The 15,473-nt window shown below is 63.3% G+C and carries 16 protein-coding genes and 1 pseudogene; 10 read left to right on the top strand and 7 right to left on the bottom strand.

Annotated elements, in window-relative coordinates; translation table 11 throughout:
* Positions 1–4: 4 nt before the first annotated feature.
* The 7 genes from GCN75_RS14995 to GCN75_RS14965 all read right to left on the bottom strand — a co-directional run bounded on the left by GCN75_RS14995 (position 5) and on the right by GCN75_RS14965 (position 6,382).
* Complete coding sequence (locus tag GCN75_RS14995; protein WP_152283214.1) at positions 5–2,092, bottom strand: flagellar biosynthesis protein FlhA; 2,088 nt, start codon at positions 2,090–2,092, stop codon at positions 5–7.
* On the bottom strand, positions 2,089–3,228 hold the full coding sequence (locus GCN75_RS14990) for an EscU/YscU/HrcU family type III secretion system export apparatus switch protein (RefSeq protein ID WP_152255268.1): 1,140 nt from the start codon (positions 3,226–3,228) through the stop codon (positions 2,089–2,091). Before GCN75_RS14990 ends, GCN75_RS14995 begins: the two co-directional genes overlap by 4 nt.
* Positions 3,229–3,365: 137 nt before the next feature.
* Complete coding sequence (locus GCN75_RS14985) at positions 3,366–4,163, bottom strand: flagellar biosynthetic protein FliR (RefSeq protein ID WP_152283213.1); 798 nt, start codon at positions 4,161–4,163, stop codon at positions 3,366–3,368.
* Between the two features lie 11 nt (positions 4,164–4,174).
* Entirely contained in the window at positions 4,175–4,447 is a 273-nt protein-coding gene (locus GCN75_RS14980) for a flagellar biosynthetic protein FliQ (RefSeq protein ID WP_034757874.1), read from the bottom strand.
* A gap of 3 nt (positions 4,448–4,450) precedes the next feature.
* Entirely contained in the window at positions 4,451–5,221 is a 771-nt protein-coding gene (gene fliP / locus GCN75_RS14975; protein WP_092715676.1) for a flagellar type III secretion system pore protein FliP, read from the bottom strand.
* Positions 5,218–5,583, bottom strand: coding sequence for a FliM/FliN family flagellar motor switch protein (locus GCN75_RS14970; protein ID WP_046684914.1), 366 nt, complete (start codon positions 5,581–5,583; stop codon positions 5,218–5,220). The genes fliP and GCN75_RS14970 overlap by 4 nt, the downstream gene beginning before the upstream one ends.
* A 1-nt stretch (position 5,584) precedes the next feature.
* Positions 5,585–6,382 (bottom strand): FliM/FliN family flagellar motor switch protein, encoded by a 798-nt coding sequence (locus GCN75_RS14965; RefSeq protein WP_152283212.1) that lies wholly within the window; start codon positions 6,380–6,382, stop codon positions 5,585–5,587.
* Positions 6,383–7,002: 620 nt separating this feature from the next.
* Here GCN75_RS14965 and GCN75_RS14960 point away from each other — a divergent pair.
* The 10 genes and pseudogenes from GCN75_RS14960 to GCN75_RS14915 form a co-directional block, all read left to right on the top strand.
* On the top strand, positions 7,003–7,341 hold the full coding sequence (locus GCN75_RS14960; protein WP_099380180.1) for a flagellar hook-basal body complex protein FliE: 339 nt from the start codon (positions 7,003–7,005) through the stop codon (positions 7,339–7,341).
* 60 nt (positions 7,342–7,401) lie between these two features.
* A complete protein-coding gene (gene fliF / locus GCN75_RS14955) occupies positions 7,402–9,138 on the top strand; it encodes a flagellar basal-body MS-ring/collar protein FliF (protein WP_152283211.1) in 1,737 nt (578 codons plus the stop codon).
* Positions 9,116–10,156, top strand: coding sequence for a flagellar motor switch protein FliG (locus tag GCN75_RS14950; protein ID WP_077403172.1), 1,041 nt, complete (start codon positions 9,116–9,118; stop codon positions 10,154–10,156). The genes fliF and GCN75_RS14950 overlap by 23 nt, the downstream gene beginning before the upstream one ends.
* Positions 10,153–10,842 (top strand): flagellar assembly protein FliH, encoded by a 690-nt coding sequence (gene fliH / locus GCN75_RS14945; protein WP_152283210.1) that lies wholly within the window; start codon positions 10,153–10,155, stop codon positions 10,840–10,842. The genes GCN75_RS14950 and fliH overlap by 4 nt, the downstream gene beginning before the upstream one ends.
* Positions 10,839–12,149 carry a flagellar protein export ATPase FliI gene (gene fliI / locus GCN75_RS14940; protein WP_152283209.1) on the top strand — a complete coding sequence of 437 codons (1,311 nt, stop codon included), beginning with the start codon at positions 10,839–10,841 and terminating at the stop codon, positions 12,147–12,149. The genes fliH and fliI overlap by 4 nt, the downstream gene beginning before the upstream one ends.
* An 8-nt stretch (positions 12,150–12,157) precedes the next feature.
* On the top strand, positions 12,158–12,595 hold the full coding sequence (locus GCN75_RS14935) for a flagellar export protein FliJ (RefSeq protein ID WP_070289072.1): 438 nt from the start codon (positions 12,158–12,160) through the stop codon (positions 12,593–12,595).
* A gap of 89 nt (positions 12,596–12,684) precedes the next feature.
* Positions 12,685–14,094, top strand: a complete 1,410-nt coding sequence (gene fliD / locus GCN75_RS14930; protein ID WP_152283208.1) for a flagellar filament capping protein FliD — start codon at positions 12,685–12,687, stop codon at positions 14,092–14,094.
* A 58-nt stretch (positions 14,095–14,152) separates the two neighbouring features.
* Positions 14,153–14,542, top strand: a complete 390-nt coding sequence (gene fliS / locus GCN75_RS14925) for a flagellar export chaperone FliS (RefSeq protein WP_034757830.1) — start codon at positions 14,153–14,155, stop codon at positions 14,540–14,542.
* Between the two features lie 31 nt (positions 14,543–14,573).
* Positions 14,574–14,852 carry a hypothetical protein gene (locus GCN75_RS14920; protein ID WP_226941407.1) on the top strand — a complete coding sequence of 93 codons (279 nt, stop codon included), beginning with the start codon at positions 14,574–14,576 and terminating at the stop codon, positions 14,850–14,852.
* Positions 14,849–15,473: pseudogene (locus GCN75_RS14915) on the top strand (hypothetical protein); the annotation flags it as partial. The gene GCN75_RS14920 and the pseudogene GCN75_RS14915, both read left to right, overlap by 4 nt.

Below are 15,473 nucleotides of genomic sequence, written 5' to 3'. Positions count from 1 at the left end.
TTGTTTAGCCCACCGTGCCGATGATGCTCACTTCGCGGTTTTCCGGGATTTCGTTATACGACAGCACATGCAGGCCAGGCGCGAACAGGCGCGCGTAGCGGGCCAGCAGCGGACGGATCTGCGGCAGCACCAGCAGCAGCGGCGGCGTGGCCTGCTGCTTCATCTGCTCGCGCGCCACCGGCATGTTCACCTGCAGCTGCGACAGCAGGTGCGGGTCGATCGGGTAGTTATCCAGGGTGATCTTGCCCGACTGGCGCGCCTGGTTCAGCGAACCGAGCAGCATGTTTTCCAGCTCCCCGCCCAAGTTAAATGCCTGCATTTCCATCTTCTGGCCGAACAGGCCGCTGACGATCTGGCGCCGCAGCGCGCAGCGCACTTCGGCCGCCAGCAGGATCGGGTCCTTGGTGGTCTCCGAACTGTCGAGCAAGGTGGTGGCGATCGGCACGATATCTTTCAGGGACACGTTTTCTGCCAGCAAGACGCGGAACACGCGCAGCAGCTGCGTGTGCGTGAGCGCCTTGTCCAGCGCGCCCGCCAGTTTCGGCGACATGGCCGTCAGGCGTTCCATCATGTTGGAAACGTCTTCGTGGCGGAACAGCTCCGGCAGGTATTCGCGCACCATCTTCGACAAGTGCGTGGCGATCACGCTGGGCGCCTCGATGACCTGGTAGCCCAGGCCCAGCGCATGCGCCTTTTCGCCGGGCTCGATCCACGTGACGGGCATGCCGTAGGCGGGTTCGATGCCGGGGATACCGTCGAGCTGGCCATACACGTTTGGCGACGGGATCGCCATCAGGCGGTCGGCCTGCACTTCCGCCTGCGCCACCACGGTGCCCGACAGCACGATCGCATACTGCGACGGTTTCAGGGCCAGGTCGTCGCGCACGCCGATGTTCGGCAACAGCAAGCCCATCGACTCGGACAGGCTCTGGCGCACGCCCTTGACGCGCTTGTTCAGCGGCTCGCCTTGCGTCTTGTCGACCATGCCCACCAGCTTGTAGCCAAGCATCACCATCAGCGGCTGCACGGCAGGCAGCTGCTGCCATTCCAGCTCGGCCGGGCGCTCGTCGCGCAAGGCTGCCTCGATGGCCGCCATGCCGGCCGCGTCGGGCCCCTTCACGCGCTTGGTCAGGCGCCACGCCACGAAGGCCAGCACGGCGGCAAAGGTCATGAACATGAACCATGGCATGCCCGGGATCAGGGCCAGCGCCACCATCATGCCGGCCGCGCTGAAGATCACCGTCGGCGAGGTCAGCACCTGGCCCGCCACCTGCTGTTCGAAGTCGCCCGAATCGCTGATGCGGGTGACCAGGATGGCGGCCGCGGCCGACAGCAGCAGCGCCGGAATTTGCGCGACCAGGCCATCGCCGATGGTCAGCAGTGCGTACTGGCGGAAAGCGTCGCCGAACGACAGGTCGTGCATCAGCGAGCCGATGGCCACGCCGCCCACCATATTGATGATCAGGATCAGGATACTGGCGACGGCGTCGCCGCGCACGAACTTCGACGCGCCGTCCATGGCGCCGTAGAAATCCGCTTCGGCAGCCACGTCCTTGCGGCGGATCTGGGCTTTTTCCTGGTTGATCAGGCCGGCGTTCAGGTCGGCGTCGATGGCCATCTGCTTGCCCGGCAAGGCATCCAGCGTAAAGCGCGCCGACACTTCCGAGATGCGCTCCGCACCCTTGGTGACGACGGCGAAGTTGATGATCATCAAGATCACGAAGACCACGATACCGACGACAAAGTTACCGCCGATTACCACGTTACCGAAGGCCTCGATCACCTTACCGGCCGCATCCGCCCCCGTATGACCGTGCAGCAATACCACGCGCGTGGACGCCACGTTGAGGGTCAGCCTCAGCATGGTCGTGGCCAGGATCACCGTCGGGAAGACGGAGAAATCGAGCGGCCGCTTGGCCGAGACGCTGACCAGGATGACGATCAGTGCCAGCACGATATTGAATGTGAACAAGATATCGAGCAGCACGGGCGGCAGCGGCAGGATGATCATCGCCAGGATCACCAGCAGGAACAGCGGCGTGGCGAACTTGTGGCGGCGCATTTCGGCAACCAACCGGTTCAGGAAATTCATGAAGGTACTACCTCGCTCAAATAAGATGGCACGACCACCTCGGTGGGAAATGGGGGCTGGGCGGCACGCTGCCCAGTACGGAATGCTTTCAGCTGCAGGATGTAGTTGAGCACCTGCGACACGGCCTGGTACAGCTGCACGGGGATCTGCTGCTGCACCTGGCTGGTGTTGTAGATGGCGCGCGCCAGCGGCGGCAACTCCAGCGTCTCGATATTGTGTTCCTTCGCCACTTGCCGGATATACAGCGCCATCTCGTCGACGCCCTTGGCAACGACAAACGGCGCCTCGGCGCGGTCCTGGTCATACTTCAATGCAACGGCGTAATGCTCGGGGTTGACGATCACCACGTCGGCGTCGGGCACGGTCTTGCGCACGCTGCGCCGGCCGATCTGCTGCTGCAGTTGGCGGATGCGCTGGCGCACTTCGGGGCGGCCTTCGCTGCTCTTGTGCTCTTCCTTGACATCCTGCTTGCTCATGCGCTGGTTGCGGGCAAAGAAGAACGCCTGCGCCGGCACGTCGATGATGGCAAACAGCACGAAGACGGAAATCAGCGCCATCAGGCCGTCGAGCATCAGCGCCGAACCGTCGAGCATGGCTTGCTGCAGGGGACGGTGCTGCAGGTCCACGTACTGCGTCAGGCTGGAACGGCTCACGTGCACGAGCACCATGCCCAGCACGACGGCCTTGGCAATCGACAGGCCGAATTCAAAAGCATGCTTGGGCGCAAACAAGCGGCCCAGGTTCTTGGCCGGGCTCAGGCGTTCCATCTTCGGCATCCAGTTCTTCGTGCTGATGACCCAGCCGCCGGGAATCAATGAGCCGAGCACCACGAACAGGGGCACGCAGAACAGGGGCACGATCATCTTGATCAGCAAGCCCACGGACGTGGTAAACGCCATCGACATGGCATTTTCCAGCGCGCCCTTGCTGTCGAGCGGCATGAAGGCCATGGCGAACAGCTCGCGGAAGCTCACCAGATAGCCGGGCAGCAGGTAGATGAAGACCTTCATGCTGATCAGGATGCCCAGCGCCGTCGACAGGTCGCGCGAACGCACCACCTGCCCTTCCTGGCGCGACTTCTTCAGCTTCTGCGCTGAAGCCTTTTCTGTCTTGTCGCCCGTGCTGCTATCGGCCATGGGCCACACCTTTCCGCACGTGTCCTACCAGCGTAGCGAGCAAGTTCAATGCCGGGTTGAGTAGCGCAGCTGTACGGAGGTACAGCGAGCAACGGATGCCCGGAAGTGGACTGCGCAGTAGCTTGTTGGCACGTGCGCTATCCATGGGCCACCCGCATCTGTTCGGCGATCATGTCGAGCACGCGGTTGGTCATGGCGACATAGTGCTCCGGAATAAAGCGCACGATCTGTATCAGCATCAGCAGGCCGAACATGGTGATCATGGAAAAGCCCAGCGAAAACAGGTTCAGCGACGGCGCCACGCGGTTCAGGAAGCCAAAGCCCAGCTGCACCACCATGGTGGAAAAGACGATGGGCAAGGCCAGCAGCATGGCGGCGGCGAAGATCCACGCCACGTTATACGCCACCGTCTGCAGCAGCATCGGCCCGTAGCCCTGCCCCACGGGCCAGGCCGTGAAACTGGCGCCGATCACGCCCGTCAGCACGAGGTGGCCGTCGATGGCGAAAAACACGATCATGCACATGATGGTGAGCAAGCCCGTGATCACGTCCGACGACGTGCCGTTGAGCGGATCGTTCATGACGGCCATGGAAAAGCCCACCTGGCTCGACACGAGGTAGCCGAGCACCGACATGACGGACATGGCGAAGTGGAAGGCCAGGCCGAGGACGAAGCCGATGATGGCCTGCTCCAGGGTGGCCACGAGGGCGTGCAGGGAAAACGGATCGATCTTAAGCAAGTCCTGCGAGATGCCCGACGCCTGCATCACGGGCAGCATCAGGATCGCCAGCACCAGCGACAGCAGCACCCGCACGGGGACGGGCACCATGGCGTCGCCGATCACGGGCGAGGCGCTGAGCATGGCCAGGATGCGGCAGAACGGCCACCACACGGCCAGCAGAAACGGCAGCACCTGATTGAAAATCTGATCCATGGCGCGCGGCGCTATCCGACCAGGGTGGCGGCGCGCTGAAAAATGGACACGCAATAATCCATCAGGTAACCGGCCATCCAGCGTCCGGCCAGGATCAGGGCCAGCAGGGTGACCAGCAGGCGCGGCAGGAAACTCATGGTCTGTTCATTGATCGAGGTGGCCGCCTGCACCAGCGCGACCAGCAGGCCCATGAGCAAACCCGGCACGACCAGGATCACCACCAGCAGCATGACGACATGCAGCGCTTCGATGATCAGGTCGACGGCGACTTCAGGGGTAAACATGGATCAGTAGCCCTGTATGCTGGTAACGAGGGTGTTGACGGTCAGGGTCCAGCCGTCGACGAGCACGAACAGCAGCAGCTTGAACGGCAGCGAGATCACCAGCGGCGACAGCATCATCATGCCCATGGCCATCAGCACGGACGCCACCACCAGATCGATGATGAGGAACGGGATGAACAGCATGCAGCCGATCTGGAACGCCGTCTTGAGTTCGGACAGCACGAATGCGGCCAGCTTGACCGTGAAGCTGTGGTCCTGCGGGCGCATGGTCGACGGCTCGCCGGCCAGGTGCGCGATCTGCGCCAGCGCCGCCTTGCTCGTCTGCGCCAGCATGAAGCGCGAAATCGGCACTTCGGCAATCTTCAGCGCTTCCTGCATGCCGATCTGGTCGCGGTCGTAGGGCACGAATGCTTCCTTCCAGACCTGGTCGCCGATGGGACGCATGACCAGCAAGGTGAGGATCAGGGCGATGCCCGTGACGATACGGTTGGGCAAACCCTGCTGCAGGCCCAGGGCCTGGCGCAGCAGGGACAGCACGATGACGAAACGGGTAAAGCTGGTCATCATCATGACCATCACGGGCAGCAGCCCGAGCAGGGTCATGACGACGAGGATCTGCATCTTCACCGACAGGTCGGTCTTTGCGCCCGGCACCACGCCGGACAGCAAATCCTGCGCCCCGGCGGCGCTGCAGCACAGCATCAGAACGGGAACAGCCAGCGCGGCAGCCAGCGCGCCGCGGCGCCGGCTCAAACCGGGTACCGCCAGCTTCATGCTGTCATCAGGTCGAGATTGAGGCCGTCGAGGTCGATGACTTTCAGGCCATAGTTCTCGCCGGCCACCACCACTTCGGCACGGCCGATCGGCGTGCCATTGACCTTGATCACCAGCGGTTCGCCGGCCAGCATGTCCAGTTCGATCACGCTTTCCGGACCGATGGCCATCAGCTCTTCCAGCGAAATGCGGGCCGAGCCCACTTCCAGGGTCAGGGTGACGGGAATCTTGCGCATCATCTGGGGAATGTCGCGCCGCGCGCGGGTGCTGGCCACGTCGGACACGTCGCCCTGGTCGATGATCATGTCATCGCCCAGGTCTTCCAGCAGGGTTTCGCTCTGGTTGGTATCGGTCATATTCATATTATTCGACATCTTCAAATGAGGTTAAACAGAGCTTGCCCTTGTGTTCGGAAACAGCAGCTGTAAATAAACGGGAATCGTCGAGCATCACGTCGGTGCGGCTCAGGCTGACGGGAATCACGTCGCCCACGCGCAAGTCGAACAAGGCGCCCAGTTGCACCTGTTTGCTGACGAGACGGCCTTCCAGGGTCACTTGCAAGCGCGAAGCGAGCGGACGCACGCTGCGCAGCGCCTTCTTCGCCTGCGCGCGCTCGGGCAGCAAGCCGCGCAGTACGTCGGCCATCAGGCGCTTGTCGAGCGAGAACCAGAAGTGGCCGCTCTGCCCCGCTTCCACGTCGCTGAGCGCCACGGTGACGATCCAGCTGCCGCGTGCCGGGTGCACGCCGGACTGCACGGCGACTTCGGCACTGGTGTCGATGTCGCTGCTCTTGCCCAGGGTTTGCAGGTTCTTGTGGACGCGGGCGAACAAACTGCTGACCAACTGTTGTCCCAGCACCACAGCGAGGCGCTCCTCCGTGGCCGTCACGCGGACCTGCGCGGGATCGGGCAGCGCGCCCTTGGCGCCGGCACTACCATAGCGATAGTTCAGCACGCTCAAGAGTATCTGGCGTTCGAGGGTAAAGCCCAGCTGGCTGGCCGGCGTGGAAAAACTCAGCCAGCGGTTCACGCTGTCCTCGTCTTCCACGCGCGACAAGGTCACGGCGTCGATCTGGAAATTGCCCCAATAGCGACGGCTCATCGGCTGGCGCAGGGCCACGGCCAGGTCGTCGCGCAGCTGGGCGCCGAATACATGCAGCAAATGGACAGGACGTCCAAGCAGACAGGAATCGAGGACTTGATGGCGCACAGTTTGATCTGTCTTAGTGGTTATCATGTGGGTCATGTCGTATTGCGGTGGCAGAACAAATTATACGGATCGCCCGAAATTAAATACAGCATCATCTTGACCTTGCCGACGGGTCCGCAAGCAAACGATTGCGCATCGTATCGCATGCTAGATGACTACGGTGCTGAACAATACATGAAAATGCTAAATATTGCCATGTATCAATATTCCTTGAGCCAATCCTCTCTTTACTTTATAGTTGCCCCGAGGTAAGCTTATAGCGAGAAAATAGTGATTTGCAGTGCGCCATTCCGCTTACCTGATTCCGGTTTTTATGGCAGTTTCCAGTCCTCTTATTGCCACCAGCAGAAACTCTTATCAGTTAAATATTAGTTATCATGGCCATGTAAATCATGTCGGCGTGGGTTTGCTGGGTTTGTTTGAGTCTGCTTGAGCGGATGGTGTGGCAACTGATAAAACTGATGGGTCTGCAGGTCGGGCCGGGCAGGATGGCATTCCATGCACGACTGCCGGAATGGCAACACCAGTATTTCTGATTGATACGTCACCGCATATTGAAAGTAGAGGGCAAGATGAGCAACGAACTCGCAGGTCTGATCAAGGCCGATCTGGCAGCACTGAGCAATGACGCGCGCGCCCTGGGCGCCAGCATCGCGCCCGCCGCCCAGTTCGGCGCGCCGGAACAAGCCGGCTTCTCCTTTGCGCAAAGCATGAAAGACGCCATCGGCAAGGTCAACGGCGATGACCGCATGGCCGCACAGAAAATGAGCGACGTCGACAGCGGCAAGAGCGACGACATGGTCGGCGCCATGCTGGCCAGCCAGGAAGCAAGCCTGTCCTTCTCCATGTTGATGCAAGTGCGCAACAAGGTCATGGGCGCCGTCGACGAACTCATCAAACTGCCTCTGTAATCTTCACGTCCTGATCCCCGCCCAGCCTCCCAGCGAAAGTTACCCCAAGTGATTACCACCATGAAGTCCGCATTTGCGCGCTGGCGCCCTGGCGCCCAGCCCGCCATCCCGCCCGCCCTGCTGAAAAACCTGGTTCCCATCGTCGTGCTGGCCATCGGCATCACCGCCATGGTGACCATGTATGCCTGGCGCGACCAGGCCAACTACAAGCCGGTGTTTGGCGCGCGCGAAAAAGTGGCCGTGACGGACATGATGGCCACTCTGGACGCCGAGCACATCCCCTACCGCCTGCATCCGGACAGCGGCCAGGTGCTGGTGCCCGACGCCATGCTGGGCAAGGTGCGCATGCTGCTCGCCTCGAAGGGCGTGACGGCGCAGCTGCCAGCCGGCCTGGAACTGATGGACAAGAACGACCCGCTGGGCGTATCCCAGTTCGTGCAGGACGTGCGCTTCCGCCGCGGCCTGGAAGGCGAACTGGCGCAAAGCATCATGACGATGGACGCGATCGCTTCGGCGCGCGTCCATCTGTCGATTGCCAAGTCGACGTCGTTCGTCGCCAGCGACGGCGACAAATCGTCCGCTTCCGTGGTGGTGGCGCTGAAACCGGGCCGCACCCTGGCGCCGGAACAGATCGCCGCCGTCATCAACATGGTGGCCGGCAGCGTCGCCAGCCTGGCGCCCACGCGCGTGAGCCTGGTCGACCAAGGCGGCAACCTGCTGTCCTCGCACGTCGACCTGACGGACGGCTTCGATGCCTCGGCCGCCGGCAATGAAGGCGCGAAGCGCTTCCAGGATGAGATCCGCCGCAACGTCACGGGCCTTTTGGGCCCCGTCATCGGCGAAGACAACTTCAAGCTCAGCGTGACGGCCGCCGTGAACAACGACCGCGTGGACGAAACGCTGGAAAAATACGGCGAAGCCCCGAAAGTGACGAGCGAGGCGATGCGCGAAGAGCAGGAACGCAACCGCACCGTGGCTGGCATTCCCGGCAGCCTGTCGAACCGTCCGCCAGCGGCCGCCGTACCGGCCCCGGCCGACGCTGCAGGCGCCGCGCCCGCCGATGGCGCACCGAAACCGTCCGACGACGGCACTGCCCGCAAGAACGCCACCACGCGCCAGTACGCGTATGACCGCAGCATCACCCAGATCAAGCGCAGCCGTGGCCGCCTGGAAAAACTCAGCGTCGCCGTCGTCCTCAACAGCGCCGCCGCACCGAATCCGAAGACGGGCTGGACTCCTGCCGAACTGGGCAATATTGAAAAAATGCTCAACAGCGGCCTGGGCATCAACGCCCAGCGCGGCGACAGCCTGAGCCTGACGGCGCTGCCCTTCCCTGCCAAGCCGCCCGTGGCGCAGTGGTGGGAAGAGCGCGACACCGTCGTCGATTTCAGCAGCTGGCTGCTGTACGCGCTGGGTGCCGTCCTCGGCTACTTCCTGATCCTGCGTCCGCTGATGCGTCTGCTGACCTCGCGCCTGGCGCCGCCGGCACTGAAACAGATCGATCCCGCCCTGGCACTGGCCGGCAGCACTGCCGCCGGCGCCAATGGCGTGGCCGCCGCCGGCGCGCCGGCGCTGGGCCTGAACGGCTTGCCTGCCCTGGAAGGCCAGGCGGCAGCCGCCGCTGGCGGCAGCATGCCGGTCGTGCCTTTGCTGGAAAACTATGACTTGCCGCCACCAGGCTCGGCGGTCGACGTGATGGTCGACCACCTGAAAGTGCTGGCTGAAAAAGAACCCGAGCGTGTCGCCGAAGTCGTCAAACAATGGATGCAGAAAAATGGCCGAACTCAACAACAATAATCCCTCCGACGGCGCCGAATACGAAAGCGCCAGCCTGAACCCCGTGGAACAGGCTGCCATCGTGCTGCTGAGCATAGGCGAAGAACAGGCGGCCAATGTGCTGCGCTGCCTGTCGCGTGAAGAATTGCTGGAAGTCACGCAAGTGATGTCGCGCATGAGCGGCATCAAGGTCGAGTCCGTGAAAACGGCCATGCAGACCTTCTTCGACGATTATCGCCAGCAAAGCGGCGTGCACGGCGCCTCGCGCAGCTACCTGAAGCGCTCGCTGGACATGGCGCTGGGCAGCGATATCGCAAATAGCGTGCTGAACAATATTTACGGCGACGCCATCCGCCCCAAGATGGCGCGCCTGCAATGGGCTTCGCCAAAATGGCTGGCCGAATACATCGTCAACGAGCACGTGCAGATGCAGGCCGTGTTCCTGGCCTTTTTGCCGCCCGCGCTGGCGGGCCAGATCCTCGACGCCCTGCCCGTCGAAGGCCGCGACCTGGTGCTGCTGAACCTGGCCCGCCTGGACGAGATCGACCGCGACCTGCTGGTCGAGCTCGACGAACTGGTGGGCCGCTGCCTGGGCACGCTCGACACGCAAAGCACCAGCGTGGAAGGCATCCGCCAGGCGGCCGAGATTCTCAACCGCATGCCGGGCAACCGCGCCGCGCTGGTCGAACTGCTGCGCGCGCACGACCCCGAAGTGGTGTCGGAAATCGAACTGAGCATGTACGACTTCCTGATCCTGGCCACGCAGAGCGATGTCACGCTCACGCGTATCCTGGAAGACGTGCCGATGGAACAGTGGGCCATCGCGCTCAAGGGTGCGGAACCGTCGATCCGCGACGCCGTGCTGAAAACCATGCCGCGCCGCCAGGCGCAGAGCTTCGAAGACATGATGCGCCGTTCCGGCCCCGTGCCTTTGAGCCGCATCGAACAGACGCGCCAGGAAATCATGGCCACCGTCAAGGGCCTCGCCGATGCGGGCGAGATCGAAGTGCAACTGTTTGCTGAAGCGGTGATCGAATGAAACACTTCCGCTCGTATCGTTTCCCGCCCCTGTCGCAATTCATCGCCGCCGGCCAGCGCGCCTCCAACGAGGATACGGATGGCCAGTGGCAGGCGTCCGTCTCGGAAGGTTTCGAGCAGGGCCAGCGCGACGGCTACGAAGTGGGCCTGGTGCAAGGCCAGCAGGATGGCTACGACACCGGACGCAGCGATGGCATGGCGCAGGGCCGCGAAGAAGGCCGCAATGAAACCCTGGTGGCGCTGGACCGTCTGGCGCGCCCCGTCGACGCCATCTTGCGCGACCTGAAAAAAGTGCGCGCCGATTACCGCGAAGCGCAGCGCAAGGAAGTGGTCGACCTGGTGGCCAAGGTGGCGCGCCAGGTGATCCGCGCGGAACTGGCGCTGCAGCCCGTACAATTGCTGGCCCTGGTCGACGAGACCCTGGCCTCGATGCCGCCCACGCGCGAAGAAATCGACGTTTTCCTCAATCCCGAAGAATTGAAACGCATCAGCGAACTCGATCCGAAGCGCGCCAAGCGCTGGAACCTGATCGCCGATGCGCGCCTCGACGCAGGCGAATGCCGCATCAAGGCGGGCGACAATGAAGTCGACGCGGGCTGCCACCAGCGCCTGTCGGCCTGCATGGAACAGGTCAGCAGCCACCTGGCGCTGGCCGCCGAACACGCAGACCAGGGCGCGCCTGCATGATCGCCGACACGCTGCGCAGTTTCGAGATCGGCGATATCCCGGTCGCGACGCCGACGGGCCGCCTGGTCGGCGCTTCCGGCCTGCTGCTGGAAAGCGCCGGCTGCCGGCTGCACACGGGCCAGCGTTGTCAAATTGAAACTGTGAACGGCGAGTGGCTCGATGCGCAGGTCGTGGGCTTCCGCGAAAAACTGTCCTACCTGATGCCGTTCAAGAAGGCCACGGGCCTGACCACGGGAGCGCGCGTGCTGCCCCTGCCCGACAAGGCCAGCCTGCAGATCGGCCCGTCGTGGCTGGGCCGCATGGTCAATGGCCTGGGCGAGCCGATCGACGACCTGGGCCGCCTCGGTGGCGAACACATCCTGGAAGTCACGCCGCCGAAGATCAATCCCCTGAAGAAACAGCCAGTGGTCGAGCCGCTGGACGTGGGCGTGCGCGCCATCAATAGCATGCTGACCCTGGGCAAGGGCCAGCGCGTGGGCCTGATGGCCGGTTCCGGCGTGGGCAAGAGCGTGCTGCTGGGCCTGATCACGCGCCAGACGGTGGCCGACGTGGTCGTCGTCGGCCTGATCGGCGAACGGGGCCGCGAAGTGCGCGAATTCGTGGAAAAATCGCTGGGCGCCGACGGCTTGAAGAAAGCCGTGCTGGTGATCGCGCCGGCCGACGAATCGCCATTGATGCGCATCATGGCAACCGAACTGTGCCATTCGATCGCCGCCCACTACCGCGACCAGGGCAAGCACGTGCTGCTGCTGGTCGACTCGCTGACGCGCTATGCGATGGCCTTGCGCGAAGTGGCGCTGGCCCTGGGCGAGCCGCCGGCCACGCGCGGCTATCCGCCGTCCGTCTTTTCGAACTTGCCGCAACTGGTGGAAAGCGCCGGCAACGGCGCCCACCCGGAAGGCAGCATGAGCGCCATCTACACGGTGCTGGCCGAAGGCGACGACCAGCAGGACCCCGTGGTCGACACGGCGCGCGCAATTCTCGACGGCCACATCGTGCTCACGCGCGAACTGGCCGAGCGGGGCCACTACCCCGCCATCGACATCGCCGCCTCGATCAGCCGCTGCATGGCGCAGGTGATCACGCCCGACCACATGCAGGCGGCGCGCGCACTGAAGGCGTCGATGGCGCGCCATGCGCGCGTGCGCGACCTGATCCCGCTGGGCGCCTACGTGCCCGGCGCCGACCCGATCACCGACCGCGCCGTACAGCTGCACGCGCCCATCGAAGCCTTCCTGTGCCAGGGCACCAAGGAAGAGGCGCCGATGGGACCGTGCATCGAACAACTTGAACAGATCATGGCCTAGGAGCATACGTGAGCGACGCGCATACCATCCGCAACCTGACCACCCTGGTCGGCCTGCGCAGCACCGAAGTGGAACGCCTGCAAGGCGAAATGGCGGCGCAGACGGCCGTGCGCGAGCGCTACCAGAAAAACCTGGAACGCCTGACGGGCTTGTACACGGATAGTGGCCCCAGCGGCGCCCTGCCCCTGGCCCTGTCCGTCAATTGCGGTAACTTCAAGCAGGCCGTCATGCAGATGGCCGACCAGCACCGTACGGACCTGCACCTGCACGAAGCCAACATGGCCGTTTCGCAGCGCGCCCTGAATACGGCCTGGGCCAAGCGCGAAGTACTGGACCAGGTGCTGACGCAAAAACAGAAGCATGTTGCAAACGAGCAACAACGTGTCGATGCCAAGCGGCAAGACGAGCTGGCGACGCAATTCTGGTTCCGCGGGCAGGTAAAATGAGGTTTGTGTAAGTTTCTTTCAGGAAAACTTCACGAAACGGGAATGGGGGTCGCCTTGTACCGGTATATCCCTTTATTCAGGAGTCTGGCATGGCAAGCGTAATTACCGCACCGCAATACGATCCAATCACCACGGCTGAAAAGCTGGCGACCAAGGCAGTTGCGACGCAGAAAGCGGACCTGATCGCCAAGAATACGCTGGCCAACAACACCGCGACGGCACTGGGCAACCTGAAAACGGCCATTTCGGCCTTCCAGACCGCCATGACGGCGATGACCACCAGCAAATCCGTGCTGAGCCAGGCTGCCACCTTCAGCAATACGGCATATGGCACGGCCACGGCCGGCATCAAGGCCACGCCGGGCAGCTACTCGTTCTTTGTGGAACAGCTGGCCACCGCGAGCCAGACTTCGTATGGCGGCTTGAGCACGATCAACGTGGCCGACGGCACGGGCAACCTGAAAGTGAAAATCGGCGATGGCGTGGGCGACAACACGCTCGACATCGACCTGGCCGCTGCCGACAAGGATGGCGACGGCAAGCTGACGCCGCAGGAAATGGCCGCTGCCATCAACGGCAACAGCAAGAACAATGCGCGCGTCACGGCATCGATCATCAATATCGGCAACCAGGCGCAGCTGGTCCTGACGTCGAACGTGACCGGCGTGGAAAACGCCGTCACGCTGGACGCGAACAGCGTCGCCAATGCCACCTTGAAAACGGCGCTGACGGACTCCGCCAACATCAAGACCATGGTGGCGGCCAAGGATGCCGTCGTCTGGCTGGGCGCCCAGGGTTCCGGCACCAAGATTACGCAGGCATCGAATACCTTCACCAACGTGCCCGACGTGAAGATGACGTTCACCAAGGCCATGACGGCCGGCGACAATCCCGTCACCGTCACGGTGGGCACCGACAATGCAGGCACCATCGCCAATGTGCAAGCCTTCGTCGATGCCTACAACAAGCTGAAAAGCCTGATGGATGGCATGGCCAGCCCTGGCGACCCGGCCAAGAACGTGGCCGCGGGCATTTTCGCCCACGACTCGGGCCTCAATTCCCTGCGCACCAGCATGGGCGATGCCCTGCGCCTGACCGTCGACGGCGTGTCGCTGGTGTCGTATGGCATTACCGCACAGCGCGACGGCTCGATCAGCCTGAACAGCGCCAAGCTGACGGCCAAGCTGGCCGACAACCCGGGCGGCCTGGACAAACTGTTCGGCAACAACAGCCTGTCCGCCCCTGCCGGCGTGCTGGGCGGCCTGGACAAGGTGCTGGCCCAGTGGGGCAACGTCACCAAGGGTCAGATCACCCAGCGCCTGGCCGCCAACGACAAGCTGCAAAAGAACCTGAGCACGAGCATGGACCGCCTGAGCGCGCAGTACGACACCGCCTACAAGCGCTATCTGGACCAGTTCACCCGCTTGCAGATCCTGCAAGAACAGATGCAAAAGAACGCCGACATGTTTGATGCCATGTTCGGCAACAACAAATCCTAAGGCGGGCGCGCCCGCCGCGCCGCAGCCAGTTAAACCGTGAAACAGTGAGAACCAAGACATGTTGAACAATGAAGCTTACGGCAGCTACCACGCCGTCAACCTGGATTCCCAGACCGCCCGCGCCACACCGGTCGAGCTGGTGCTGGTGCTGACGGACGGCCTGCTGGAAGAACTGGCGCGCGCGCGCGGGCATATCGTGGGCAAGCGCTACGAACAGAAGGCGATCAGCCTGGACAAGTGCACGCAGATCATCAACGGTTTGTCGAGCTCGCTCGATTTCGACAATGGCGGCGAAGTGGTGGTCAACCTGGCGCGCCTGTACGACTACTGCGTGGCGCGCCTGTACACGGCCGGGATCAAGCTGGACCCGACCCTGATCGACGAAGTGACGACCTTGATGACGACCATCAAGCGCGGCTGGGTGGGCGTCCAGGCCAACAATGCCTAGGCGCGCTGCGCTGCAGCAGCTGAGCCGGCAATTGAGCGCGGCAGTCGCGCAGCCGGACTGGGAAGCGCTGGAAAAACTCTCGGCCAGCCTGGCGAAAAACATCCCGCTACTGGCCGAACGGGGCGCATGGAATGCGCTGGAACAAACAGAATTGTTGCAATTGCGCAAAATTCACGCGCAAGCGGTTAAAATTTGCTCTGAGGAAAAAGAACGCCTGGGTTTACACCTGGGTGCATTACAGGCAAATAAGGAAGGTTGGGTCGCCTACGCCGCGCTCGGCGAATACGACTCGGACGGGAATCAAGCATGATCATGAACTTCAACACGGCGCCGGCCGCTCCGGCACCGGCAGCCAATGCGGCACCCGCGTCGGCGCCAGCGCCGGCACAGATTACCACCTTGCCCGGCACGCCGGGCTATGGAAGCAATGCCGCTGGCAACGGCGTCGCCCCCTCCGCCCTGCCACTGTTCGCGCAGGTGCTCGACGTGACGGGCGGACAGACGGCCGATGCCGCTGCCGGCGAGAGCAGTACCGCTGCGCCCGCCAAAGAGAGCGACAGCGACAGCCAGGCCGACAGCAGCCTGCCAGCCATGGCCGCCCCCATCCTCGGCTTGCCCGTCGCCATGCTGCCGCCGGCAGACGCTGCCGCGGTCGAGGCGCGCGCCAGCGCGCAGGCGCAAGTACAGACACAAGCGCAGGCAAATGTGGCGCAAGCCAATCCGGCGCTCAACATCAGCCTGCATCCGGCTGCCATCACCCTCACGGCCCAGGCAACGGCGCAACCGGCAGGCCGCGATACGCGCGAGCCGCTGGCCGCCGCCAACCCGGCGACGGCGGCCAAAAGCAGCGCACCGGCGCAGCCGTTCGAATCGCTGCTGCAGCAAAGCGCTCCGGCCGCCCCTGCCGTTGCCGCCGCCCCGCGCGATGGCG

Origin of the sequence: Janthinobacterium violaceinigrum (assembly GCF_009208555.1) — a bacterium.
In the GTDB taxonomy this organism is placed as follows: Bacteria; Pseudomonadota; Gammaproteobacteria; order Burkholderiales; family Burkholderiaceae_D; genus Janthinobacterium; species Janthinobacterium violaceinigrum.
The sequence above is the reverse complement of the archived record's forward strand: the minus strand, read 5'-3'. Positions and strand labels throughout refer to the sequence as shown.